At 70.7% G+C, this 24,255-nt stretch carries 22 protein-coding genes; 7 read left to right on the plus strand and 15 right to left on the minus strand.

The annotated features are described in order from the left end of the window. The first annotated feature begins 50 nt into the window (after positions 1 to 50). Positions 51 to 1,034, plus strand: coding sequence for a sugar-binding transcriptional regulator (locus tag ACWCSU_RS48895; RefSeq protein ID WP_449943601.1), 984 nt, complete (start codon positions 51 to 53; stop codon positions 1,032 to 1,034). On the opposite strand, the gene ACWCSU_RS48900 is transcribed toward ACWCSU_RS48895, so the two are convergent. The 5 genes from ACWCSU_RS48900 to ACWCSU_RS48920 all read right to left on the minus strand — a co-directional run bounded on the left by ACWCSU_RS48900 (position 1,000) and on the right by ACWCSU_RS48920 (position 5,667). After that, positions 1,000 to 2,328 (minus strand): MFS transporter, encoded by a 1,329-nt coding sequence (locus ACWCSU_RS48900; RefSeq protein ID WP_449943604.1) that lies wholly within the window; start codon positions 2,326 to 2,328, stop codon positions 1,000 to 1,002. The two genes, ACWCSU_RS48895 and ACWCSU_RS48900, sit on opposite strands and share 35 nt — an antisense overlap. Beyond that, positions 2,325 to 3,743 (minus strand): FAD-dependent oxidoreductase, encoded by a 1,419-nt coding sequence (locus ACWCSU_RS48905; RefSeq protein ID WP_449943606.1) that lies wholly within the window; start codon positions 3,741 to 3,743, stop codon positions 2,325 to 2,327. The genes ACWCSU_RS48900 and ACWCSU_RS48905 overlap by 4 nt, the downstream gene beginning before the upstream one ends. 677 nt (positions 3,744 to 4,420) lie before the next feature. After that, complete coding sequence (locus tag ACWCSU_RS48910; protein ID WP_357703870.1) at positions 4,421 to 4,783, minus strand: nuclear transport factor 2 family protein; 363 nt, start codon at positions 4,781 to 4,783, stop codon at positions 4,421 to 4,423. 105 nt (positions 4,784 to 4,888) lie between these two features. After that, the gene (locus ACWCSU_RS48915) at positions 4,889 to 5,473 is read right to left on the minus strand and encodes an ATP/GTP-binding protein (RefSeq protein ID WP_449943609.1); all 585 of its coding nucleotides are present in this window, start codon (positions 5,471 to 5,473) and stop codon (positions 4,889 to 4,891) included. Further along, positions 5,470 to 5,667 (minus strand): hypothetical protein, encoded by a 198-nt coding sequence (locus tag ACWCSU_RS48920; protein ID WP_449943612.1) that lies wholly within the window; start codon positions 5,665 to 5,667, stop codon positions 5,470 to 5,472. Before ACWCSU_RS48920 ends, ACWCSU_RS48915 begins: the two co-directional genes overlap by 4 nt. A gap of 245 nt (positions 5,668 to 5,912) precedes the next feature. Between ACWCSU_RS48920 and ACWCSU_RS48925 the strand changes: the two genes are divergently transcribed. Further along, positions 5,913 to 7,979 carry an endo-1,3-alpha-glucanase family glycosylhydrolase gene (locus tag ACWCSU_RS48925; RefSeq protein ID WP_449943614.1) on the plus strand — a complete coding sequence of 689 codons (2,067 nt, stop codon included), beginning with the start codon at positions 5,913 to 5,915 and terminating at the stop codon, positions 7,977 to 7,979. A 513-nt stretch (positions 7,980 to 8,492) separates the two neighbouring features. Here ACWCSU_RS48925 and ACWCSU_RS48930 read toward each other — a convergent pair. Both ACWCSU_RS48930 and ACWCSU_RS48935 read right to left on the minus strand, forming a co-directional pair. After that, the gene (locus ACWCSU_RS48930; RefSeq protein WP_449943617.1) at positions 8,493 to 8,837 is read right to left on the minus strand and encodes a hypothetical protein; all 345 of its coding nucleotides are present in this window, start codon (positions 8,835 to 8,837) and stop codon (positions 8,493 to 8,495) included. Between the two features lie 299 nt (positions 8,838 to 9,136). Continuing rightward, positions 9,137 to 9,976, minus strand: a complete 840-nt coding sequence (locus ACWCSU_RS48935) for a LysR family transcriptional regulator (RefSeq protein ID WP_449943620.1) — start codon at positions 9,974 to 9,976, stop codon at positions 9,137 to 9,139. Positions 9,977 to 10,068: 92 nt separating this feature from the next. On the opposite strand from ACWCSU_RS48935, the gene ACWCSU_RS48940 reads away from it, so the two are divergent. Beyond that, a complete protein-coding gene (locus ACWCSU_RS48940) occupies positions 10,069 to 10,806 on the plus strand; it encodes an SDR family oxidoreductase (protein ID WP_449943623.1) in 738 nt (245 codons plus the stop codon). A 172-nt stretch (positions 10,807 to 10,978) separates the two neighbouring features. Here ACWCSU_RS48940 and ACWCSU_RS48945 read toward each other — a convergent pair whose 3' ends face one another. From ACWCSU_RS48945 to ACWCSU_RS48955, 3 genes are all read right to left on the minus strand, one after another. Next, positions 10,979 to 11,263 (minus strand): hypothetical protein, encoded by a 285-nt coding sequence (locus ACWCSU_RS48945; RefSeq protein WP_449943626.1) that lies wholly within the window; start codon positions 11,261 to 11,263, stop codon positions 10,979 to 10,981. Between the two features lie 195 nt (positions 11,264 to 11,458). Next, positions 11,459 to 11,791 (minus strand): hypothetical protein, encoded by a 333-nt coding sequence (locus ACWCSU_RS48950; RefSeq protein WP_449943629.1) that lies wholly within the window; start codon positions 11,789 to 11,791, stop codon positions 11,459 to 11,461. 106 nt (positions 11,792 to 11,897) lie between these two features. Next, positions 11,898 to 12,497, minus strand: coding sequence for a TetR/AcrR family transcriptional regulator (locus ACWCSU_RS48955; protein WP_449943718.1), 600 nt, complete (start codon positions 12,495 to 12,497; stop codon positions 11,898 to 11,900). A gap of 84 nt (positions 12,498 to 12,581) precedes the next feature. Between ACWCSU_RS48955 and ACWCSU_RS48960 the strand changes: the two genes are divergently transcribed. Beyond that, on the plus strand, positions 12,582 to 13,580 hold the full coding sequence (locus ACWCSU_RS48960; RefSeq protein WP_449943632.1) for an SDR family NAD(P)-dependent oxidoreductase: 999 nt from the start codon (positions 12,582 to 12,584) through the stop codon (positions 13,578 to 13,580). Between the two features lie 153 nt (positions 13,581 to 13,733). Here the strand turns inward: ACWCSU_RS48960 and ACWCSU_RS48965 are convergent, their stop codons facing one another. The 4 genes from ACWCSU_RS48965 to ACWCSU_RS48980 all read right to left on the minus strand — a co-directional run bounded on the left by ACWCSU_RS48965 (position 13,734) and on the right by ACWCSU_RS48980 (position 18,828). Then, on the minus strand, positions 13,734 to 14,672 hold the full coding sequence (locus ACWCSU_RS48965; RefSeq protein WP_449943635.1) for a hypothetical protein: 939 nt from the start codon (positions 14,670 to 14,672) through the stop codon (positions 13,734 to 13,736). A 362-nt stretch (positions 14,673 to 15,034) separates the two neighbouring features. After that, positions 15,035 to 16,765 (minus strand): ABC transporter ATP-binding protein, encoded by a 1,731-nt coding sequence (locus ACWCSU_RS48970; protein WP_449943638.1) that lies wholly within the window; start codon positions 16,763 to 16,765, stop codon positions 15,035 to 15,037. Continuing rightward, on the minus strand, positions 16,762 to 18,288 hold the full coding sequence (locus tag ACWCSU_RS48975; RefSeq protein ID WP_449943640.1) for an ABC transporter transmembrane domain-containing protein: 1,527 nt from the start codon (positions 18,286 to 18,288) through the stop codon (positions 16,762 to 16,764). The genes ACWCSU_RS48970 and ACWCSU_RS48975 overlap by 4 nt, the downstream gene beginning before the upstream one ends. 75 nt (positions 18,289 to 18,363) lie before the next feature. Next, entirely contained in the window at positions 18,364 to 18,828 is a 465-nt protein-coding gene (locus ACWCSU_RS48980; protein WP_449943643.1) for a MarR family winged helix-turn-helix transcriptional regulator, read from the minus strand. A gap of 131 nt (positions 18,829 to 18,959) precedes the next feature. Between ACWCSU_RS48980 and ACWCSU_RS48985 the strand changes: the two genes are divergently transcribed. The 3 genes from ACWCSU_RS48985 (at position 18,960) to ACWCSU_RS48995 (ending at position 22,773) form a co-directional block, all read left to right on the plus strand. Further along, on the plus strand, positions 18,960 to 19,781 hold the full coding sequence (locus ACWCSU_RS48985) for an NAD(P)H-binding protein (RefSeq protein ID WP_449943646.1): 822 nt from the start codon (positions 18,960 to 18,962) through the stop codon (positions 19,779 to 19,781). A gap of 596 nt (positions 19,782 to 20,377) precedes the next feature. Further along, positions 20,378 to 21,226 (plus strand): SDR family oxidoreductase, encoded by an 849-nt coding sequence (locus ACWCSU_RS48990; protein WP_449943649.1) that lies wholly within the window; start codon positions 20,378 to 20,380, stop codon positions 21,224 to 21,226. Between the two features lie 113 nt (positions 21,227 to 21,339). Next, positions 21,340 to 22,773, plus strand: a complete 1,434-nt coding sequence (locus ACWCSU_RS48995; protein WP_449943652.1) for an alpha/beta hydrolase — start codon at positions 21,340 to 21,342, stop codon at positions 22,771 to 22,773. A gap of 54 nt (positions 22,774 to 22,827) precedes the next feature. Here the strand turns inward: ACWCSU_RS48995 and ACWCSU_RS49000 are convergent, their stop codons facing one another. Continuing rightward, on the minus strand, positions 22,828 to 24,231 hold the full coding sequence (locus tag ACWCSU_RS49000; RefSeq protein WP_449943655.1) for a hypothetical protein: 1,404 nt from the start codon (positions 24,229 to 24,231) through the stop codon (positions 22,828 to 22,830). Positions 24,232 to 24,255: the final 24 nt, after the last annotated feature.

The following is a 24,255-nucleotide window of genomic DNA, read 5'->3' on the forward strand; positions in this document are numbered from 1 at the left end:
ACCTGGGAGGACGCTTGCTGATCCGCGGCGCTCGGCTGTAGGAAGGCGATATGTCCGTCGAAGGCGAGCGCCCGGCCGCCGGCCACAGGGTGGAGGACGCCCTGTGGGCGGCCCGCAAGTACTACCTGCACGGTGTCACCATGGACACGATCGCCCGGGAGCTCGGCGCCTCCCGGTCGACGGTGTCCCGGCTGCTCGCGTACGCGCGGGACGTGGGCCTGGTCGAGATCCGCGTGATGCCGCCGCGCTCGCGCTCCACGCGCAGCGAGGCGGATCTCGCCGGCCGCTACGGCGTGCACGCGCACGTGGTGCCGGTGCCCGCCACGGCCTCGACGGTCGAGCGGCTGGAACGTCGTGCCGTCTACACGGCACGGCTGCTCACGTCGGTGTTCGACTCCGACATGATCATCGGCCTGTCGTGGGGCACGATGGTCAACGCGATCAGCCGCTGCCTGGTCCCCAAGCAGACCGCCAACTGCCAGATCGTGCAGCTCAACGGCCTCGGCAACGCCCGCACGACGGGCATGCACTACGCGGGCGCCGTGCTGACCGCGTTCGGGGCGGCGTTCGGCGCGTACGTCCAGCAGTTCCCGCTGCCGCTGTTCTTCGACTCAGCCCGTACCAAGGAGCTGCTGCTGGCGGAGCGGAGCGTGCGGCGGGTCGTCGAGCTGCAGCAGAGCGCCGACGCCGTGCTGTTCAGCGTCGGCACCGTGACGGACGGCGTGCCCAGCAGCCCCTACCTGAGCGGCTACTTCCTCGACGAGGCCGACTTCGCCTCACTCAGGCGGGACGGCGCCGTGGGCGACATCGCCACCTCGTTCTACCGCCTGGACGGATCGCACGAGGGCGTCGGCTTCAACGCCCGGACGAGTGGACCCGACCTCGACCAGCTCCGGCAGGTGAAGCACCGGATCTGCGCGGTGTCGGGCGACCACAAGGTCGACGCCCTGCACGCGGCCCTCACCGGCGGTTACGTCACCGACCTCGTCATCGACGAGATCACCGCGCACGTTCTGCTGGAGCGCCATCCGTGAGCGCGGACGACGCCTCGCCGCCCTCGGCGTCCCCGCCGCCGAGGGGGACGTCGCGGCCGTCCTTGACGCCCAGCGCGCCGACGATCGCGATGGCGCACATCACCACCATCAGCGACGAGATCGCCCAGGTGCCCTGAGTGCGCGCGGTCAGGAAGGCCGCGATGAACGGCAGCGTGCCGCCCGCCGCCGCCGCGGCCAGTTCCCGGCTGGCCGCCACGCCCGTGAAGCGCATCCTGGTCGGGAACTGCTCCGGCAACATGGACGCCTGCGCCCCCAGCATCAGGTCGTTCGCGAACGTCAGCACGAGGACCATGGCCAGCCACACCAGCATCGGGTTCCCGGTGTCGAGCAGCCAGAAGAACGGGAACGCCGCGGCGGCGCACAGCGTGGCCCCGGCGACGAACACCGGTCTGCGGCCGAACCGGTCGGACAACGCGCCGGACAGGGGCAGCGTGACGAGCTTGACGGTGTTGGCCACGAGCAGGCCGCCGGTGGCGACCGCCGCCGCCAGCCCGACGTTCCCGGTCACGTAGGAGAGGGCGTAGACGCTCGGGATGTACGTCGCGACGTTCGGCCCGACGCTGACCAGGAAACCCTTCAGCAGCGACCCCGGAGCCTCCCGCAGGACCGCGACGACGGGCGCCGCGCTGCGCTCACCCGCCTCGACCGACTCGGTGAACGCCGGCGTCTCGTCGACCCGCGACCTGATGTAGAGGCCGATCGGCAGGATCAGGATGCTGAGCAGGAACGGCACCCGCCACCCCCAGCTCAGGAACGCGTCCTGCGCCAGCCAGGTGAACGGGGTGAACACCAGGGTGGCGAGGATGACGCCGAGCGCGTTGCCCGTGGGCGGGATGGCGGCGAACAGCCCGCGACGGCCCGGAGGGGCGTGCTCGGCGGCCATCAGCGCGCCGCCCGCGTACTCGGCGCCGGCCCCGAGCCCCTGGGCCACGCGGAGCACGACCAGCAGCACCGGGGCGGCGACGCCGATCGACTGGTAACTGGGGATCAGGCCGATCGCCGTCGAGGAGATCGCCATCACGGTCAGCGTCACGACCAGCACGAACCTGCGGCCGTACCGGTCGCCGAGGTGGCCGAACAGCAGGCCGCCGACCGGGCGGGCGAAAAAGCCGACCGCGAACGTGCCGAGCGAGGCCAGCGTCGCCGCGAGCGGGTCGCCCTTGGGGAAGAACACGCCGCCGAAGACGAGCGCGGCCGCGGTGCCGTACAACATGAAGTCGTACCATTCCAGCGCGGTCCCGATCGTGCTCGCGGAGACCACGCGGCGGATCATCGGGCCGCTCCTGACCGGTCGCCCGCGACGGCGAGCCGCTCGGCCTGCGGGCCGAGGTAGGCGCCCTGCTCCAGCAGCCGCCGCTGGAGGTCGGGCACGTCCACGAGCCGCGGCGCGGTGCCGGCGGCGACGGCCATCGCCGCGCCGAGCCCGGCGGCCTCGCCCATCGCGAACGACGGCGGCATCACCCGTACGGCGGCCAGCGCCTCGTGCGTCGCCGAGACGCAGCGCCCGGCCACGAGCACGCCGTCGAGCTCCGCCGGGACCAGGCTGCGGAACGGGATCTCGTAGATGTTGGCGGTGGGCGGGATGCCGTCCTCGAACGGCCCGTCGCCGCCGACCGGGCTGTGGATGTCGACGGGGTAGCCGGCCACCGCGATGACGTCCTCGAAGTGTCTGCCGTCGATGAGATCCTCCAAGGTCAGGACGTACTCGCCGACGATACGCCGGCTCTCGCGCACCCCGACGGTGGCGGCGGTGTCGAGCAGCTTGGCCTCCTCAAGGCCCGGCAGGTTCTCGTGGAAGAAGGTCATGAGCCGGCTCACCTGCCGCCGGCCGAGCACCTCGGCGCGGGTCAGGTCGCCGGCGTCGGTGCCGTTCATGCCGAGCACGCGCGTCGTGTTGATCCGCCAGACTCCGGGCTCCAGCGTCCTGAACAGCTGGACGCCGCGGCGCGGGATCGGGAACCGGCCCTCCTGCCGGGCCCGCTCGACGATGCCCTGGTAGGGGAACAGCTCGTCGGGGTGGGCGTCCTGGTAGGCCCGTACCTTGGCGTCGTCGACGTTCGAGACCCGGAAGAACACCGTCATCGGCTGCACCTCGCCGTCGGCCGCGCGGCCGTACTCGAAGGCGGCGCCGCCGCGGGCGGCCACGTCTCCGTCGCCCGAGCAGTCGACGGTGACGGTGGCGGGCAGGAGCGCGAGGCCGCTCTTGTTCGCGACGACGACGCCGGTGACCCGGCCGTCGGCCACGACGGTGTCGGCGACGAAGCTGTGCAGCAGCAGCTCGACCCCCGCCTCCAGGCACATCTCCATCGCGGCCTGCTTGGCCGCCTCGGGATCGAACGGCGTGACCGCCTCGTGCCCGAACACCATGAACCCGGAGTACTCGCTCCCGGACTTCGTCCGCGAGGGGTGGACCGCGCCGCCGGCGTCCTCCATCCTGCGGACGAACTCGTCGAAGATCCCGCGGACCAGTTGCGTGCCGCCGTCCAGGGAGAACGACGTCATGCACGGGCCGACGAGCCCTGCTGTCAGGTTGCCGCCGAGGAAGCCGAACCGCTCGACGAGCCGTACGGAGGCGCCGGCGCGCGCGGCGGCGACGGCCGCGGCGATCCCGGCGGGGCCGCCGCCCACGACGAGCACGTCGGTGGCATCACTGATCGGGATGTCGCGCGTAAAGCGGAGGGTAGTCACAGGCACTCCTTCAGTCAGTGCTGGGGTGTCGCGCCACTGTGACGTGCCTGTGAACGGATGGTCAACAGACCTGCACGAACGTGCACGATGCACGTTTCGCACCTTTTGTCGGGGCCGAGTCGCCGGTCCAGATTCCGCGTGGCGACCACCGACATCGCGGGCGTGCGTGACGTGAGCGGGCGTGCGTGACGTGAGCGGGCGTGCGTGACGCCGAGGCTGTCGGAGTCGTCGCCGGCGAAGGTGCTTCATCTCGTGATCGGCGTCGACGGCTGTCCGCCGGGTTCTCGGATCCGATCCTCTGCCCGCGGACCTCCTGTCGGCCACGTCGACGCCGATGGCGCGCCCGTCGGGTTCTCGCCCGTGAAGGGCGTCGATGACGACCTCGGCCCGAACGGGCGGCATCACCCCAGGTCACGGCGTGTCCGTCAGGGGACGCCGACCTCGACTTCCAGGGTGTTCGCGCGCACATCTCCGTGGCCTCGACCTGGTTCGAGCCGCTCTGAGCTGAACCAGTGCACGTCCGGGGCGCCGTTCCCGCTTCGCAGGTCGAAGGTGAATGGTGATTCGCGCGTAGCGGCGGCGTGCGAGCCTGTGCCCGCTACTGCGCGAGCTCCCTTCGGTCGAATCTCGCCGACGACCGGCCGGCCGGCCGATCGTCGGACAACGTGTCGGCTATGTCAATCGGTCGTGCCGGCGTGCACGGCGATGATTCGCCAGCCGTGCGTGTCGTCGTACAGCCAAGTACGGGTGTAGCGCATCCTGGCCGCGAACGGCGCCCCGGAAACGGTGCCTTCGATGGTGCCGAGAAACCACGTCACCCCGGTGCGCCCATCGACGAGCACGGTCAACTCCTCCTCGGCCACCCTCGTCACCACCTGCGTCCGAGTGCGGTGCAGCTCCAGATCGTCCGCCTTGGTGGCAACGTTCGCACCGAAGGTGAAGATCAGCCGATCATCCAGCAGCCGATCCAGCGCCTCGACATCTCCAGCGAGCTGCGCGGCCTGGAGCCGGCGCTCGGCGTCCCTCAAGTCCTCCATCATGAGGCCCACCCTCCCAGCCGGCGCCGCATCCGCGCCAGGACGTTCACGCTCGGCTGATCTTCGCAGCAGTCCGCTCCGGGGACTCCGATCGCCGACGAGGGGGTGTCAGTTCAGAAGGCTTCCCGACAGCGCATTCACGCTCGGCCAGGACACCGCCTGGCCCAGGGCGGCGAGGACCGCGGCCAGTCGGCCATCCAGCGACCCGCTGAGCTCCAGCACCGGGATGGACTCCCAGGCGCTCAGCGGGTCGTCATAGACCAGGTCCAGCAGCGCGTCATTCACCCGCGAGCGGAGCACGTGCATCTCCGCAGCCGGCAACACCCGCTCCGTCTCCGCTGTGACCGGCGTGACGATCAGCAGGTCAAGGCCCGCAAAGGCGGCCCGGAGCCCTGCGGTTCCGGCCTCGCCCGAGGGGTCGGCGCCGATCGCGGCCAGGTACGCGAGAAAGTCCAGTGGTGTCCGGTCAAAGACGACCCCGGCCGCCGACAGCGGCGAGGTCATGCTCTGCACCGAGCGCGCGAGCATGGCCCGGTAGTCCTCCAAGGACGGCGGGAACCCGAACTCGTACCCCTCCTCCTCAAGCAGGTAGTACGGCTCGTCGACCACCACGTGGCCCGGCAGGTGCTCACACAGCGCCTCGGCCAGCGTCGTCTTCCCGGTCCCGTGCGCGCCGGAGATTCCGACTCTCATCCGCGGCTCCCCGCTTCCCGTGAAGGCTGCCGCGGCGATTCTACGGCCACCGAAGATCCGGCTTGGTTCAACGTACGAGCGCTCGGGTCGAGTTCGCGCAGCAAGGTCACGCAGTAGATCTCGCCGAGGGAGTTGCCTCGGTCGCCGTACGGCGACAGCTGCCACCGGAACGGCGTCAGCCCTTCGATCGTCATGTCGCGATCTTGGCAGGCCCGGCCGACATGGTCAGGCCCACTTCACCCTTCCGCGCCCCTGGTGGCGGCTCTGCCCGTGTGACGGGACGATCACATGTCGGAACATGGCCCGATCCAATCGGATTTACAGCGCAAACGGCTATTTATGGAGCTGACAAAAAGGTGGATTTTATCGCCGGAGGTTTGTAAGGCGCGGCTAAGGTGATCCACATTCACCCCAGGGAACCCCCCCGACTGGAGGCCCTTTGTCAACCTATCGACGGGCGGTGCCCGCCGTCCTCGTCGCCGTGGCCTGCGCGCTGAGCGCGGGCGCGGCGGACGCGTCGGCTTCGGCGGCGCCGGTGAGCGTCGTGGTGCCCTCGACCAACGACGTGTTCATCAGTCAGGCCGCGCCGGAAACCGTTTACGGCAGCGCCGAGTGGATGTCGGTCTGCGTCAAGACCTGCAACGACGCCACCAACGCCGAGCGCCGAGCTCTCATGCAGTTCAAGGTCTCCGGCGTCCCGGCCGACGCCCGGAACGTCAAGCTGACGCTCCAGGTGCGTTCGACCCGCACCACGGACACCACCGTCAGCGCGCACAAGGTCACCGGCACGTGGTCGCAGACCACCACGTCCTGGACCAGCAGACCGACGTTCGGCACGGCGCTGACCAGCCACACCGGCTTCACCGCCGACACGTCGGCGGAACTGGACGTCAGCGAGGCCTACGCCGGCAACGGCAGCTACTCCTTCGGGCTGACCGCGTCCAAGGGCCCGGTGGCGGTGCTGTACTCCTCGCGCACGACCGGCAAGGGACCGAACCTCAAGGTCACCTACACGCCTGCCGCCACCCCGACGGCTACCCCGACCACCGGCCCCACCCCCACGGCGTCCCCGACCACATCTCCGACCACATCTCCGACGGCCTCCCCCACGGCCTCCCCGACGGCGACGGGCAGCGTGCCCTGCCTGCCGTTCGACAAGCCGGCCGCCTCGACGCTGCGCTCCTACGACAAGAAGGTGTTCGCCTTCTACTTCCCGCCCTATCCGCTGTCCATCGACAACAAGGACCCGGCCAAGGACCAGTACGCCTCCTGGCTGGACCCCGCCGGCTCCAACGGCATGTACGCCGGGCAGGGCGGCCACTCCCGCGACCGGCCGCTTACCCGTCCGGTGCGCTCCGGCGACTGGCGGCAGGCGGACTTCGAGGTCGAGGTGCGTCAGGCCATCGCCATGGGCCTGGACGGCTTCGTCTACGAGCACCACACCTCGACCAGCGACCAGCGCTTCAACCAGTTCCCCAAGATGCTGGCGGCCGCCAAGGCGGTGGACCCCGGCTTCCGGATCATGCTCAGCCCGGACTTCCCGACCACCAAGGGCGCCGCGCCCGACAAGGTGATCTCCGACGTCCTGATGGCCAAGGGGCACCCGTCGCTGTACAAGCTGCCCGACGGGACGATCCCGCTGGCGCCGTTCTACCCCGAGCGTCAGAGCCCGGCCTGGTGGGACACCGTGCGCGAGAAGCTGGCCGCCCAGGGCATGAAGACGGTGCTGGTGCCGATCTTCCTGGACTGGAGCGGCTCGGGCAAGACCGAGTGGAACGACTCCGTCGCCGGCTACTCCTCCTGGGGCGTCCGCTGGCAGAGCTCCACGGACGGCTACCGCAAGTCCGGCATCGAGGCGGCCAAGCGCGGCAAGTTCTACATGGCCCCGGCCGCCCTGGAGGACGTCCGCCCGCGTGACAAGCGCTACTGGGAACCGTCCAACAGCGGCACCCTGCGGCAGTCGTTCGTCAAGGCCATGGAGGGCGACGCCGACATCGTCAACCTGCTCACCTGGAACGACTACGCCGAGTCGTGGCTGGCGCCGTCGGTCGAGCGTGGCTACGCGCCCGCCGACGTCGTCGCCTACTACACGACCTGGTTCAAGACCGGCAAGGAGCCCAGCGTCAAGCGCGACGCCCTGTACTACTTCCACCGCAGCCACCGCACCGACGCGCCGTTCGACGCCTCCAGGCAGACCATCGGCGCCATCTCCATCCCCTACGGTGACGCGGCCACCAACAACGTCGAACTGCTCGCCTTCGTCAAGGAGGCCGGCACCCTGACCATCAAGCAGGGCACGGACGTCCAGACCAAGGAGGTGACCGGGCCGGGCATGGTGTCCTTCAAGGCGCCGATGGTGCCCGGGACGACCCCCGTCTTCGAGCTGAAGCGCAACGGCAAGGTCGTCCAGACGGTCAAGAGTGACACCCCGATCGTCAAGAGCGTCGTCTACCAGGATCTGATCAACCACGCAGGCGGCGGCGTCCCCTGCTCGCGCCCGCTGTAGCGCGCCGCCTCCCGGCCCGTCCCGGGGCCGGGAGGCGGCATGTCGCCGCTCCGGGGAGCGGATTCACGGCGAGCGGCGACCCGCAGCCGCGGGAAATGGCGGAGGTGGCGCCTCGCAGACCGCGTCCTTGAGGCGCCCAAGTGGACCCTCGCCACCGACGGCGATCGAGAACTCGTTCGACACGGTCGGTCATCCGGCCCCGGCGACGGCCCGCGCGATCACCTCTCCATGCCTGGACAAGCGGATCGATCGCCCCACCGACAGGAGATCTCCGCCTTCAGGGCGGCCGCCCACTCCTGCTTGTCCAGCGGCGGCACGCTGATCCACGGCGCCCTTCTTCGCGTGATCGCCACCCGCCGGTCCAGGGCGGCGTTGCAGGTCGGTAGCCGGTGGGGCGGGTGACGCCGAACTCGTCGGTGATCTGCTGAACGATGCAACGGCGTTCGCCGTCCTCGTACTTCGTGACCTCCGCAGTTGCGTCGCGATTGTCGCGCTCCTTCCGGAAATACCCCGTCAGTGAGCGAACTCTTCGCGCAAGAACGTCAGTGCTTGTTCGCAATGTGCGACGACGGTGCTGCGCTGGCCGGACTGGATCCAGGCGACAACCGCCACGCGGATCGTCCCGGTGACGGCGTGGGTGATGACACGCGCGCGGAACTCGGCCTCGGGAGTCCGGGGCACTCCGGTCAGCAGGGCTTCGACGACGTGCTCCTGGTCGCGCCACACCAACTGGTGGATGCGAGCTTGAAGTGCCGGTGTGGCGTCGAACAGGTGATATGCGCCGCGTGCGCGCTCGGGGCGGCGGGCGGCCAGTGCAGTGATCATCGACCGGCCAGTGTGGTCGATGCTCTTCGCCAAGGTCACCCCTGACATCCACGAGGAGGTGGTCAGGACCGTGGTCGAGGGCGAAACGGTCGCCTGCGTGGGACACCGGGGCATTCGCCGAGCAGATCGGCCTCGACGTCGCCGTCATTCGCTCCATGCAGTCTCGCGCTCGAACGCTTGCGTGAGTCTCCGGAGCGAATCGGAACACCGCCGCCGGGAATCATCCGTGGTCCCTTGCACACACCTGGATGTCGCCGGTGGTGGCCACGGCTGAACCTCGTCAATCCGGCGTGAGCGGTCGGATCTTGTCGCCCGTCACCGACCGGACTCGGCTATACGCGGGTCGCGGTGCGGACGAGGTCGGCGACGGCTCTGGATCTGCTGTGCGGCGGCCAGGCGATGACGGTCGTGACGGCCGGGGCGTCCGGCACCGGCACGACGGCGTGGTCGTCGCGTAGCTGGTCGCGGAGCGACTCGGGCACGACGGCGCAGGCCAGCCCGAGGGCGATCAGCTGGAACAGTTGGGTATGGTCGCGCACCTGCGGGCCGGGGCCGTCCGGATGACCGCCACCCGGTCCAGGCCAGCGCGGCAGGGGCAGGTCCGTCTGGGCCTTGACCTCGTCCAACGACAGATACGCCCGGTTGGCGAGGGGATGCCCCTTGGGCAGGACCACGACCTGCTGTTCGGTGTGCAGATCCTCGGTGTCGAATCCGGCTGTCGTGTCGTAGGGCCGGTGGAGCAGAGCCACGTCGGCACGCCCGGTGCGCAGCAGCGGTTCCGGCTCGCCCGGCCCGCACAGCATCACCTCGACGGCCACGGCGCCCGGTTCAGCGGCGTAGGCGTGCAGCAGCTTCGACAACAGTTCCCTGGACGCCCCGGCCTTGGTGGCCAGGACCACACCGGGCCGGTCGGCCGCGGCGCGGCGGGTGCGGCGCTCGGCGGCTTCGACCGCGTCGAGCGCGAGCCGGGCCTCCCGGAGCAGCACCGACCCGGCCTCGGTCAAGGCGACGGCGCGAGCGGTGCGGTGCAGCAGCACGACTCCGAGCCGCCGTTCCAGCTGCTGGATCGCCCGCGACAGGGGCGGCTGCGCCATCGCGAGCCGTCGTGCCGCCCGCCCGAAGTGCAACTCCTCGGCTACCGCGACGAAGTATCGCAACTCCCGCGTCTCCACCGGCTCATCGTATCCGGCGCTGACCTTGACCAATACCCGTGCGGTATCGTCGCCCACCTGACCGGTCTTGGACGCCCACCCGAGTCCGCAACATGATCGACGGCATGAGTGAACGGACGATCGCGCTGGTGACCGGCGCGAACAAGGGGATCGGATACGAGATCGCCGCGGGCCTGGGCGCCCTTGGCTGGCGAGTCGGTGTGGGCGCGAGGGATCGACATCGCCGCGACACCGCGGTCGAGAAGCTGCGTGCGGCCGGAACCGATGCGTTCGCCGTGCCGCTCGACGTCACCGACGACGAAAGTGTCGCCGCCGCGGCCGAGCTCATCGCCGGCCATGCCGGAGGGCTCGACGTCCTGGTCAACAATGCCGCGATCACCGGCGGGATGCCACAGACACCGACCACGGTCGAGCCCGCGACCGTGCGAGCTGTCGTGGAAACCAATGTGATCGGCGTCATCCGGGTCACCAACGCGATGCTGCCGATGCTGCGCGACTCGGCGTCACCGCGGATCGTCAACATGTCCAGCAGCGTCGGCTCGCTCACCCTGCACACCACACCGGGCATCGACATGGGCCAGGTTCCCGCCGCCTACTTGGCCTCGAAGACCTTCCTCAACGCGCTCACCATCCAGTACGTCAAGGAACTGAGCGGCACCAACATCCTGATCAACTCCGGCTGTCCCGGCTTCACCGCCACCGACCTCAACGGCTTCCAAGGCGTCCGCACACCGCAACAGGGCGCGGCCATCGCGATCCGCCTCGCAACCCTGCCTGACGACGGACCGACCGGCCAGTTCTTCGACGACGCCGGAACGGTGCCCTGGTGACAGCCACACCAGCACGAACCATGCATCGCGCGCCGTGCCGGAGCCACGGTCGTCGGCCTTCGAGGAGCTGAGTGCCGGAATCAGCGGTAGCGACCTGGGGCTTCCTCGCCAGTTGGTGATCCGTGACGTGATGGCCCGGACTCCTACAGCTCCAGCCAGCCGCCCGTCATGATCAGTGGGTACGGCGGCGGGGTGCCAGGACCTCGGTGACCTTGGCGATGGCCTCGGCGCCGGGTTTGACGTGGCGCATGGCGGTGCGAGGGTTCTTGTGCCGGGTCTTGTCCATGATGAGCTGCAGCGGGATCTCGGCGTCGCCGAGGTGGGTGGCTGCAGACCGGCGCAGCCGGTGCAGATTCGAGCCCGGCGTACTTCTCCAGCAGGACGCGAGCGCGGCCGGTGTGCGGGCAGCTGTCGCCGGCCGCCGGCGGCGGGCCGGGACCGGGCGCCGTCCGGACACCCCCGCAAGGCCGGCCCGTCATCCAGCCGCCTGCGCCCTGGATGACGGAAACGCCGCTGACAATGGGGTAACAGCGGCTCATCACAGCCCACAGCTCGTCACTGACCTCCCACGGCTTCGGCTCGGCAGCCCGTGCTCCTCTCTCGGCTACAGCGAGAGAGCAAGGCACGACAAAGATCATTCTGTTGGGACCTCTCAACCGCGAGCGGGGCGGCGGCGCAGGTGGTAGGAGCAGGCCAGGGCGAGCACTGTCGGGCCCCACAGCGCCGTCGGGGTGATGGACATCATCGCCAGCGCCCGCCACCAGCCATTCTCGTACGCGATGCTGTCGGAGACGCCGACCCAGGAGAGCACCATCCAGACCGCGACCGCAGTCAAGAGCAGCCCACCGGCCACGGCAGGGACGACCGCCGCCATGGGCGGCACACGTCTGCCGCCGATGACCGGGATCCAGCTCGGGACCACCTCTCCCCAGTGTTGTGCGGTGTCGCTGGTGGCCGGGGCCGCATGCACGAGTTTCATCGCCATGCCTGCACCTTCTCCTGGCCTCCAGGACGATTGATCGCCTGTGCGGGTGACTCGCCTCCCCCACGCGAGCTGGTTACGGCTTCCGCACATGGCCGGATGGACGGGGTCAGGTGACGGATTGCGCCACCAAAGCCATGGCCTGCCGCATGGCGTTCCGTACCTCGCCGGGTCCGTCGCCGCGCTGCAGCGCGGTCAGTGCGGCTGCGCTGATCGCGCCCACCATCGCGCCGACCAGGGCGGAGGCGGTGATCGTGTCGAGCCTGTCGGGGAATGCCCGCTGCAGAGCCTGGGCCAGTTCGGCCTGCGCAGTGAGGTATCGCTGAAGCAGCCGGGCCTGTAGCGCCGGCACCGAGGCCGCGAGCCGTGCCCGCAGTGCCGCGAGCCCGCTGGGGAGGTCGCTGTCCCAGGTATCGGCGATCATCTGGTCCATCGCCCGCACCAGCACCTCGGACAGCTGTTCCCCGGCGCGGCGCTCGGCGATCGCCTGCAGCGCCAGATCGACGCGCACGTCGGCATTGGCCAGAAGCACATCCTCCCTGGTCTGGAAGTGGAGGAAGAAGGTGCGGGGGGACACCTCCGCGGCGTCGGCGATCTCGGCCACCGTCACGTGGTCGTAGCCCTTGGCCTCGAACAGGCGCACCGCCGCCTCGATGAGTGCCTGCCGGGTGCGCTGCTTCTTGCGCTCTCGCAGTCCGTGCTTCTCCATCACGCAGGGCAGTTTATTGCATCTTCTGAATTAATGCATACTGTGAATCACTACATAGACTGCAGTCAGTGAAGGAGATCGTTCATGGGAAGTCTGGACGGACGCGTCGTCCTCATCACCGGAGCAGGGCGCGGCATCGGGCGGGAAGAGGCGCTGTTCTTCGCCGCCGAAGGGGCCAAGGTCGTTGTCAACGACCCCGGCGTCGCCATCGACGGCACGGGCGGCGACGTCGGCGTAGCCGCGAAGGTCGTCGAAGAGATCACCGCCCACGGCGGACAGGCCGTGGCCAACACCGACAGCGTCACCGACTGGGACGGCGCCCGCCGCATGGTGGAGACGGCTCTGGAGTCCTTCGGCGACCTGCACGTCGTGGTCAACAACGCGACCATCGAACGGAACATGGGCCTGACCGACCTGTCGGCGGAGGACTTCGACGACGTCGTGGCCGTCAAGTTGAAGGGCACCTTCGCGGTGACGCACTGGGCGGCCCGCCACTGGCGCGACCGGCATCAGGCAGGGGTCCACGCCGACCGCGCCGTGGTCAACACCTCCTCCGGCTCCGGGCTGCTCAACCCGCTGCCCGCGCAGGTCTCCTATGCGGCAGGCAACGCCGGGGTCGCGGCGCTGACCACCGTGGCCGCCCTCGAACTCGGCCGATACGGCGTGCGGGTCAACTGCATCTCGCCCTCGATGGCCCGGACCCGCCTCACTCTCGCCGTTCCAGGTATGAGCGAGGAACCGCCGGCGGGCCGGTTCGACCCACTGCACCCGGCCGCCTGCGCACCTGTTGCCGCCTACCTGGCCGGCGCAGCCTGCCCGCTCACCGGCCAGGTGTTGTCGGTACGAGGCGGAACGGTCACGGTCAATCATGGCTGGTCCCTCGGCGGCCACATCCACAAAGACGGGCTGTGGGGCGTGGAGGAACTGGCCGAGAAGGTGAAGGAGCTGCCGATGGACGACCCGTTCGACAAGCTCGCCCAGGCCCTGTCCGGTGCACTCGGCACCGTCGGACGCGACCGACTCCAGGAGATGATCAACGCCCTGCTTGACCAGGGAGTCCACTCCGACGCGGCCTCCGCATGACGCGATGAACCACGTCCCGGACCGCGTGCTCAGTCACGCGGTCCGGAGACGGATGGGGGTCTGTTTCATGCCGACGCAGTCGATCCGCCGGCGGACGGTGCGAGTATCGATCCCGACGCGAGCGCGGAGTGATGAGCTCCCCCACGCGCGTCGCTACGGCAGGGCGGGCACGGCCGGCGCGGTGTTGGTCCAGCCGGCCGCGAGCACGGTGTGGGTGCTGGTCTCGTCGAGGGACAGCTTGCCCCTGATCGCGCTCGTCTGGCTCTCGGACAGCAGAAGCATCGTGCCGGTGTCCACGATCAGGTCGGTCTTGTCCTTGATCGTCAGTCCGTTCCGCTGAACGACCTTCGGGTGGTCGATCGACAGGGCCGCGCCCGCTCTGCCCATGCTGTCCTTGGACTCTCCCCGCGAACGGACAGCGGGTATCGTCAGCAAGCTCTGATAGGCCGCGGCGCGGACGTTCTTGGGCGTCGGAAGCCGATAGAGCATCTCCAGCAGCGCCCCGGCGATGAACTCGTCCATGCTGTTCTGACTGACCCGTGAGACCCGCGCGGCCTTGGAGAGCCAGGACTTCAACGCGTTCGGGTCCGCGGGCAGTCGCTGGACCTCGTCGTACGTCAGCCGCTGACCGGCCAGAAAGAACGTGTCGTCCTTGCCCCGTACGGGCCCGACGCGGCCCTTGTCCGGCTCGGTCGACAGCTTCACGACTTGCCCGTCGGCCGTGCGGGTCCACCTGGCCGGCGAGCCGTCACGACGCCACGCCTTCCGGTCCGCCGCGCTCTTCGGGTACGCCCCCGCCGTCCGGTACCCGAACCAGGCCTTGCCGTCGGGCGCGGTCCATTCCTCGTTGAGCGTCTGCTCCACCACCCAGTAGCGATTCGCGCCGCTGCCCATCTGGCGGGGACCGGTGCGCCGGGTCAGCACCCTCGTATGCCAGTAGGCGCCTTCCGCCGGAGCCGACGCGGCGGCCGCGAGCCGTGTCTCCGGTGCCTTCACGACGCCTGGCAGGCCCAGCAGGGCGGCGGCGCCCACGGCGGCCAGGCCGGTGCCGAGGGCGATCAGCGGCCGGACCGGGGCGGTCGCGAGCTTCATGGGTTTCCTCCAGAGATGCGAAGTGACGTCCCCCACCCATACGCCTGAGCGCCTCAGGAGGTTGCCTGCGCCACTCGGGCAAGTTTCGCCCGCGGGAACGAGGCGTAGGCAGAGGATTGGAACCCACGACAGCCATCGGTCCCGGTGCGCGAGGGGCGGCCACTCAGGCTCCGGGGAGCGCGGGACCGGCCCGGCGTCGGCGTGTGGCCCCTCCTCCGCTCGCGTGACGGCGGCCCTGACCGCCGGCCGCCGTCCGCAGTTTCCTGTCCCGACGTACCGGCAGAAGGACGCGAGACGGACACACCGACTGCTCTCGCTCGCACACGTCGGTGTCGTGCACGCGGATTCACCGATCTCGCAGGTCAGAGCGATGACTCAGGGGTGTGAGCCCTCCACAACGACTGATAGACCCCGCCGGCCGCGACCAGCTCGTCGTGCGCGCCGACCTCCACGACGCGTCCGGCCTCCATCACCACCACCCGGTCCGCGTCCCGCGCCGTGTGCAGCCGGTGCGCGATCGCGATCACCGTGCGTCCGTCCAGCACCGCCGCCAGCGACCGTTCGGCGCGACGGGCCGTACGCGGGTCGAGCATGGCGGTGGCCTCGTCGAGGATGACGGTGTGCGGGTCGGCCAGGACGACCCGGGCCAGGGCGAGCTGCTGCACCCGGTCGGGGCCGAGTTCGGTGCCGGAGGACTGCGAACCGAGCTCGTCGTCCAGTGAGGTGACCCAGTCCGCGCCGACGACCGCCAGGGCCTTCTCCATCTGGTTGTCGTCGGCATTGGGGTCGGCCGGCTGCAGGTTGTCGCGGACGGTGCCGAGAAACAGGTGCTGCTCCTGGGTGACCAGCACGACGTGCTTGCGGAGCTGGGCGGGAGACAGGTCGGCGACGGGGACCGAGCCGACGGTGACCGTGCCGAGGCGGGGGCGGTCGATGCCGGCCAGCAGCTTGCCGAGCGTGGACTTGCCGGCTCCCGAAGGGCCGACGACGGCCAGGTGCTCGCCGGGCCGCACGGTCAGGTCCACGCCGGTGACGACGTCGTCGGTGGATTCGTAGGCGAAGTGCACGCCGGTCGCCACGATGTGGTCGTCCTGGGGGTCAGGGGCGGTCACGTCGGCCCGCGCCGCCGGGGTCCGGAGTCCTTCGAGCCGGGCGAAGGAGGCGCCGCTGCTCTGCAGCTGTTCCATCCAGATGAGGATGGTCTCGACGGGCTGCTGGAGCTGGCGAAGGTAGAGCACGGAGGAGACCACGGCGCCGAGGGTGACCTGGCCGCTGTCCAGCAGGACTCCGCCGAGCAGCAGGACCAGGACCGGAGGGAGCAGAGCGGAGACCTCCACCGACGGCCAGAGGACGCCGCGCAGGAAGAGGGTTCTGAGCTGGGCGACCCGCCCGCGCTCGATCACCCGCTCGGCGGCGCTGGTCCGCCGGTCCTGGAGGCCGAGTGCTTCGATGGTGCGGGCGCCGGCGGCGTTGGCGGCCAGGTGTTCGGCCAGTTCCGAGCGGGCGGCGCCCTCCTCCAGGTAGGCGTCGCGGGCACGGCGCAGGTACCAGCGGGAGGCGGCCGCGACGCCGGCGAGCGCGACCAGACCGCAGGCTCCCATCAGCGGGTCGACCAGGAAGACGGCCACGACGAGGAAGAGTGCCTGCAGGGAGGAGATCAGCACGGCCGGGGCGGCGTCGCGCAGGGTGCGCCCGACCACGCCGACGTCCGTGGTGCCACGGGCGGTCAGGTCTCCGGTGCGGATGTGCTCGACCGTGGCGGCGGGCAGGGCGAGCACCCGGTCGAGGAACTCCTGGCGGATGTGCTCCTGGGTGCGCTCGCTGAAGCGGGTGCCGACCTTCTCGGCATACCGGGACAGGATGAGCTGCAGCAGCGCCCCGCCCACGGCGACCGCGGCCAGGACGTCGATGGCGCCGCCGGCGGAGATGGTGTCGATGATGCGGCCCAGCAGCCACGGGCTGACCAGGGCCGCGGACGCCGCCAGGCCGTTGAGGAGGAGGGTGGCGGTGAACCCGGGGACGTCGCGGCGGATCAGTCGCAGGGCCGCCTGCCGCACGTGCTTGCGGTCGGCGACGGGGAGGTCGCGGATCATGACACCACCGTCCGGTACTCGTCGCTGGATTCCAGCAGGTCGCGGTGGGTGCCGGTCGCGGACACCCGGCCGTCCTCGATCAGGACGACCTGGTCGGTATGGGCGAGCAGCAGCGGCGACGTGGTGGCGACGACCGTCGTACGGCCGGCGCGCGCCGCACGAAGGCGCTGCGCGAGCAGGGATTCGGTGTGCGCGTCCAGCGCGGAGGTGGGCTCCACCGCCAGCAGCACCTCGGGATCGGCCACCAGTGCCCTGGCCAGGCGCACCCGCTGCCGCTGGCCGCCCGACAGGTTGCGCCCGGCCGGTTCGATCATGGAGTCCAGCCCGTGGCGCAGTCCGGCGACCACGTCCTGGGCGGCGGCGACGGTGACGGCGCGACGGATGGTCTCGTCGTCGGCCGCGCCCCGGCCCTGCAGCACCTCGCGCAGCGTGCCGGCGAACAGCGCGGCGTCGTGGTCGGCGATCAAAGAGGTGCCGTCGAAGCCGCCGAGGCTCTCCAGCAGCGCCACGCTCTCCTCGGGGCGGGCGCTGACCAGCCCCACAAGGCTTCCCGGCGTGATCTCCATCGTCCCGAGGGATCGGGGGCGGTCGCCGGGCCGTAGCGCGAGGAAGCGGGTGACCTGCCGGGCGGCGACCAGGCCGTGGCTGATCTGAAAGCTGCCCTCGATGAAGAACGAAACGGGGACCACCAGCATGGCGATGTATCCGTAGACGCCGACCAGCTCGCCCACCGTGATCGCGCCGTCTGCGGCCAGCCTGGCGCCCAGCCACGTCACTGCTGCCAGGAACAGCGCGGGCAGCCCGACGCCCAGCGCGCCGATCCAGCTCGTCAGCGACGCCACTCGGTAACCCTGCTCGCGCAGGCGCGCCGAGTCGGCGAGGTAACGCTCGGCGTAGGCGTCCTTGCCGCCGAACGCGTTGAGCACCCGCAGCCCCTCGATCAGGTCCACCAGCCGGGTGGTCAGTCTGCCCTGGCTCTCGCGGTAGCCGTTCTGCACCTTCATCAGCCGCCCGAGCAGCGGCCCGAGCACGATCGCCAGCACCGGCACGCCGAGCAGCACCACCACGGCCAGCACCACGGAGACCTGGAGCAGCAGCGCCGCCACCACCCCGTAGCTGATCACCGCGCCCACCCCGGGACCGGTCACCGTCAGCGTGGCGGCGATCGTGATGACGTCGCCGATGCCGATCGTCACGACCTCGCCTGCCGAGGTGCGCTTGGTCAGGTCCGCGCCGAGAGTGTTGATCTGCTCCACCAGGGCGCGCACCGTGCGGAAGTTGGCGTCCATCCGGATCTTGGTCATCGTGCGGTGCCGCATCATCGCCAGCCAGGCGTTGGCGAGGCCGGAGCCGAGCAGCGCCAGGACCCAGCCGGGCGCCAGGTTGTCGTCGATCGCCCTGGACAGCAGGTACGGCGGGAGCGTGAGGCCGACCGTCCACAGGGTGCCCAGTGTCGCACCCAGCGCGACCCGGCCCTTCTGCGCCCACGCCAACCAGTACAGATACCGAGCTGCCGCCTTCATGGCGATCACGCTAGACCATGCTTTCACCGTCCTGCCGAACGGGGTCTCGGGGCGGCCGGGTGGCCGAAGCAGACCCTAGGTGGAAGCCGTGAGGCGCTGCGCCTGCGCGCGGCCCACCGAAGCGGCCCGGTGGAGGTAGTCGGCGATCAGGGCCAGCGCGTCGTCGTCGTAGTGGTCGAGCATCTCGACGAACGCCCTGCCCGGGACGTCCCAGGCCGAACCGATCCGGGCGCGGGCCTCCGGGGACAGGGCGACCAGGGCGCGCCTGCGGTCGGCCGGGTCGGCGTGCCGTACGACGAGACCTGCTTTGTCCAGGCGGTCGACCAGGCGGGTGGCCGATCCCGGGGTGAGACCGGCCAGGCGGGCGATCTCACCGGTGCTGATCGGCCCGTCCTCCAGATCCAGCAGGGCCACGCATTGCAGGTCGGTGGGATGGAGGCCGAGCCGGTCGGCCATGGCCTGGTTGAACAGCGTGTAGGCCGCGTAGTGGCGCTGACTCTCGTCGCTGATGCGCTTGAGTGTCTCGGCTCGGTTTGACACGGGCGGCTCCATCCTCCTCATAATGTGCGTCACGCAATACTTGCGCGACACAACTTCTGTGTCACGCCTTCATTCTATCGACAGGCGCCGCGCTCAAGGTGGCGAGCGCCTGTGAGGGGATCTGTACTGACATGACCACTCTTGTCACGGGCGCTCGCGGCGCTGTCGCGACCGCGCTCATCGGCCTCCTGCGCGAGCAGGGCCTGCCCGTACGACCGGCCTCCAAGGCCCCCGCCGACCCGTCCGTCGTCAGGTGCGACCTGGGCGACCCGACCACCTTCGCTCCCGCGCTCGCAGGCGTGACCTCGGTCTTCCTCTACGCCGAACCGTCACACGCGCAGGAGTTCGCCGCGGCGGCCGAGGCCGCCGGGGTCGAGCACGTCGTGCTGCTGTCCTCTGCTGCCGTGCTCACGCCCGACCCCGACAGCAGCCCCTTGGCCGCCTCGCATCTCGTCTCCGAACGCGCCCTGGCCGCCTCACCCGTGCCGAGCACCGTTCTGCGGCCCGGCACCTTCTGCGGCAACGCGATGGCATGGTCCTGGGCGATCAAGTCGGGGAGGCCGATCACCCTGCCCTACCCGCACGCGCACGTCGACGCCATCCACGAGGCGGACATCGCGGCGGTGGCGGCTGCCGTCCTGGCCGACCCCGCCCTCGGCGGCAGGACGTACAGGCTGACCGGACCGCAGTCGCTCACGTTCACCGACCAGGTCGAGACCCTCTCGCGCGTCACCGGGCGGGACATCGCGATCACACCCGTCACCAGGCAGGAGTGGAAGGCCGAAATGGCGCAGTACATGGACGCGACCCTCGCGGACGCCCTGCTGGACTACTGGAAGGGCTGCGACGGCCGGCCGATCGAGCTCACCTCGCTCGTGGAGGAACTGACCGGGACGCCCGCGCGGACGTTCGCCTCCTGGGCCGAGGAGAACCGGACGGCGTTCCTCGGCTAGCCACCCGCGCACGCCGTTCCCCGGACGCCATCGGCCACCCCGCCGTCCAGGGCGGTCCGGCGGGTCTGCGGACGTTCACCGGCCGGTCCGAAGTTGCAGCGCCCCGGCCTGGAGTGTTAGCGTCGCCGCCGTCCGGTTGATCAACTCCGGACTTTCCGCATCCTGGCGATCAATCGGGAGCCTCGAGAACAGACGAACACATGAAGGACCTTGATCGACAAGCCCGCGAGCGGGTGGATCAGGGTTGAGAGGGCCGAGCAGGCCGGTTCGCGTCAGGTTCACGCCTGACCGATCCCATCTCCGTCGCCCGTTCAGGGCCGATGTTCTTCCGTTCGTTCGCAGGCTCCGCCGGAGCTTGCTTCTCTGATCGCCAGGATCTTCGTGACTTCCCGTTCTTCCGCACCTGCCGTGACCGCGCCCGCCGGCGCCACCATCCCCTCGCGAGCATGGTCCTGTTCGCGCCGATCGGGCTGCTGCGCGCGGTGATCGACGCCGGCCCGGTGCTCCATCGCGATCGCGTCGATCGGGCTGGCCCTGTCCCTGTTCCTCCCCGACGTCAAGCTCTCCCGTTCCTGAACTCCGAGAAAGGACCTCTCATGTTCCTCGTCACCGGCGCCACCGGCACGGTCGGCTCCGAACTCCTCGCCCTGCTCGCCGGCCGGAACGTCCCCGTCCGGGCCATGACCCGCGATCCCGCCAAGGCCACGTTCCCCGCCGGCGTCGAGGTCGCCACCGGTGACTTCGACCGGCCCGACACCCTCGACGCCGCACTCGACGGCGTCGACAAGGTCTTCGTCCTGCCGCCCGGCTACGGCCCCGACGGTCCCGTCCAGGAACGCAACCTGGTCGCCGCGGCGGCCCGGGCCGGGGCGTCCCATCTGGTCAAGCTGTCCACCAGCGGCGTCACCTTCGACGCCACCGACCCCATCAGCACCGGCCACCGGCTCGGCGAACAGGTCATCATGGACTCCGGCCTGCCGTGGACGATCCTGCGCCCCGGCACCTTCATGGTCTACCTGTACGGCTACGCCCCGGCCATCGCCGCCGAGCACACCATGTACGTCACCCAAGGCGACCCCGTCTCCGCGATGATCCATCCCCGCGACATCGCGGCCGTCGCCGCGCACGTCCTCACCACGCCCGGCCACGACGGCCAGGCGTACACCCTCACCGGCGGCCGGGCCCTCTCGCCCCGGGACCAGGCCGACATCGTCGGCCAGGTGCTCGGCCACCCGATCAAGCTCGTCGAACGCACGCCGTCCGAAACCCGGGCGGAATTCGACCGCCTCGGCTGGTCGGGGCCTCGGCTGGAGGCGCTGCTGGAGCTCAAGCGCCAATCGACCGCCTGGGACCGGCAGATCTTCGACACCGTCCAAAGGCTCACCGGCCGGCCGCCGCTGACCCTTGACGACTGGGTCCGGGAGAACATCCACATCTTCCGGTGAGCAGAGATCAGCCCACAGTCGCAGACGGGGCGCGAAGGGTCATACCGGGGTCGCAGGCGACTCTCGGTACTGGGCCCGATGTCCGGTCGGGGTCGTTCCGCCACGGTGATCACATGAACGTGACCGTGTTCGGGCTCTCCCCCGTAGAGCTCGTGGCCTTGGCATCCGCAGTCGCACTGGTGCCGGCTCGCTGGCTGCCGCCCAGGGCGCGCCACCTCTCGACACTGGCCGGCGCGGCGCTCCTCGCGGTGTCCGCGACCGTGCTGGCCGTGCTCGGGATCCGCTGGCAACTCCTCCCCGTCCTCGCGGGAGGGGCCATCGCGCTGGCGTTCGCTGCTCCTTCACTGCTGCGACGGCGGGCCGGACGGCCCGTACGGCGGGCTCGATGGTGGCTGGCCCTGCCGGGATCGGCGGCCTGCCTGGCCCTGATCCTCGCGGGCGCGGTGGCGGCGTGGGCGCTGCCCGTGCCCGTGTTCCCCGAGCCGTCGGGCGCCTACGCCGTCGGCACCACCGTCGTGCAATGGAGCGACCCTGATCGCGCGGAGAACGCCACGTCCCGGACCGATGACAAGCGGACGGTCGTCGTCCAGCTCTGGTATCCCGCGCAGGACGCTCCCCCGGCCGCCCAGCGGGCCCGGTACCTCGGCCGCACCATGCGAGAAGCACAGCTCGTCGCCCGTGGTGAGGCCGACTATCTGGGCCTTCCGGGCTTCATCCTCGACGAGCCGCCACGCGCCCGCACGAACTCGGTGCCCGATGCGCCGGTGGCCGGCGGCGGCGGCCGGTTCCCCGTGGTGCTGTTCTCGCCCGGGCTCGGCGGCGTGCGTACCCAGAACACCGCCTGGGCCGAGGAACTGGCCGGCCGCGGGTACGTCGTGGCGGCCCTCGACCACCCGTACGACTCGGCCGTCGTCACCCTCACCGACGGCCGGACGATCCGCACCCGGGTCGCGGCCACCGGCGACCAGACGGAGGACGACAGGCGCGCGGCCGGGTGGACGGCGGTCCGGGCCGCCGATCTCAGCTTCGTGCTCACCCAGCTCGGCCGCCTGGACCGTGGAGAGATCCCCGGCCTCCTGACCGGGCGGCTCGACACCCGCCGCGCCGCGGCGACCGGCCACTCCCTCGGAGGCGCCGCCGCCCTGCAGGCCGCCCGCCAGGACCCTCGGTTCGCAGCCGTCATCGACCTGGACGGCTTCCCCCGCGACCCCGTGACGCGACCGTTCCACCAGCCCGTGCTCGCGCTCACCCACGACGTCGAACCGGGCGAGACGCCGGAATACATCCCGCGCCTCACGCGGGTGCTTCAGCTCAGCACGGCGACGAGCTACCGGCTCACCGTCCCCGGCACGGCGCACCTCACCTTCACCGACGCCCCGCTCTTCCTGCCGCCCCTGCCCGCGCTCGTCGGCTCGCTCGGCCGGACCGCCGGGCCGCGCATCACCGCGGAGGCCACCGTCGCCTTCCTGGACGCGGTCCTCCGTGGCGAATCCGGCGACCTGGCCACGGCCCTGTCCAGATACGGCCACCTGACCTCGGTGTCCTGATCAGATCCCCGGTCGTGACAGGGCGCCTCCCGTCCGTGGGAAGATCGTGCGGGTTCAGCCCGCCAAAGGCTGCTGATCCGGCATCCTGTGCGGGGCGGCGATGCGGAGTCCGGCGAGTGCGACGAGCAGCATCGCGACCGAGGACCAGGCGGCCCAGTCGCCCAGGCTGGTGTAGACGGTCGAGGCGCCCTGCTGCGGCAGCGCCGCGAACACCGTCTCCACGCCGGATTCGCCGCTGCGGCCTTCGGCCAGCACCCGTCCCCGGGTGTCGCTCACCGTGAGGAAGCCCTGGCGGGCCACGCGGACCACCGACAACCCGCTCTCCACCCCGCGGACCATCGCCATGCGGCTGTGCAGCCAGGCGTCGTCGTCGAAGTCCCAGGCGGGGGCGAGCAGCGCCGTCGCGCCGGCCTGGCGGTACTGCCGGACCAGCCAGGGGAAGTCGAGGTCCTTGCAGATGATCAGGCCCGTCGTCGGGCCGAGCATGGTCAGCGTGCTGCCGGACGTGAACTCCGACTCCAAGCCGGGAATCATGTGGTGCTTGTCGTAGCGGGCGCCGGACGGGTAGACCAGCGCGCTGTTGGTCCGCGTCGCGCCGGTGCGGAGCGCGACGCCGGCGACGACCGTCACTCCCGGCCTGGCCAGCGGCAGGCGGGCGGTGGCCGCCCCGAACGTCGCCTCCGGCAGCACCGCGATCCCGGCACCGCGGGCGGCGGCCGCCTCGACGGCCCGGCCGTAGCGCCGGAGCAGGTCGCGCCCCTGCGGGGTGTCCGGTTCCGCGGTGCCGAGCGGGTTGTCGGTGGAGATCAGCGCGACTTCGCGGTGCTGCCCGCCGTCCTGGCCGGTGCCGAGCCGCACGAGGCCGTACGCCAGGGCCGGCGCCACCAGCGCGCCCGCGGTCACCGCGACAGGGAGCCGGCGGGTCGCGCCCGGTGCGAGAAGCGCGGCCACGGCGGCGGGCACGAGCAGGAGCAGGAAGGTGATCCCCCAGACGCCGGCGACGGAGGCCGTCTGCACGACGGGCAGCACGTCGGCCTGCGTGTATGCCAGGCTCCACCAGGCGCCGTGCGGTCCGGCCAGCGCCATCAGGTATTCGACGCCGACCCACAGCGCCGGTACGGCGAGCACGGCCGACAGCGGCCGCCGCCTGGCCAGCAGCGAACGGTGAAGCAGCACGCCGAGGCCGTACAGCAGCGCCGGTCCGGCGAGAAGACCGGCCGCCACCGGGACGGGCGTCTCGATCGTCCCGGTGAAGTACGGCCACCACTGCAGTTGCCCGCCGAGCCAGGCGAGGGCGCCCGCGGCGAAGGCCGAGCCGCCCCTGACCCGGGGGGCGGCGAGCAGCACGGGCAAGGGAGCGAGCCACGTCAGCCAGGCCACGGGGTGCAGCCCGGTGCCGAAGTGCAGCAGGACAGCCGAGGCGAGGGCCGCGGCGAGCGCGATCGGGACACGTTTCATGCCGACGATGCTGCTCGCGGCCAC

The sequence above is a fragment of the Nonomuraea sp. NPDC001699 genome (genome assembly GCF_053596455.1).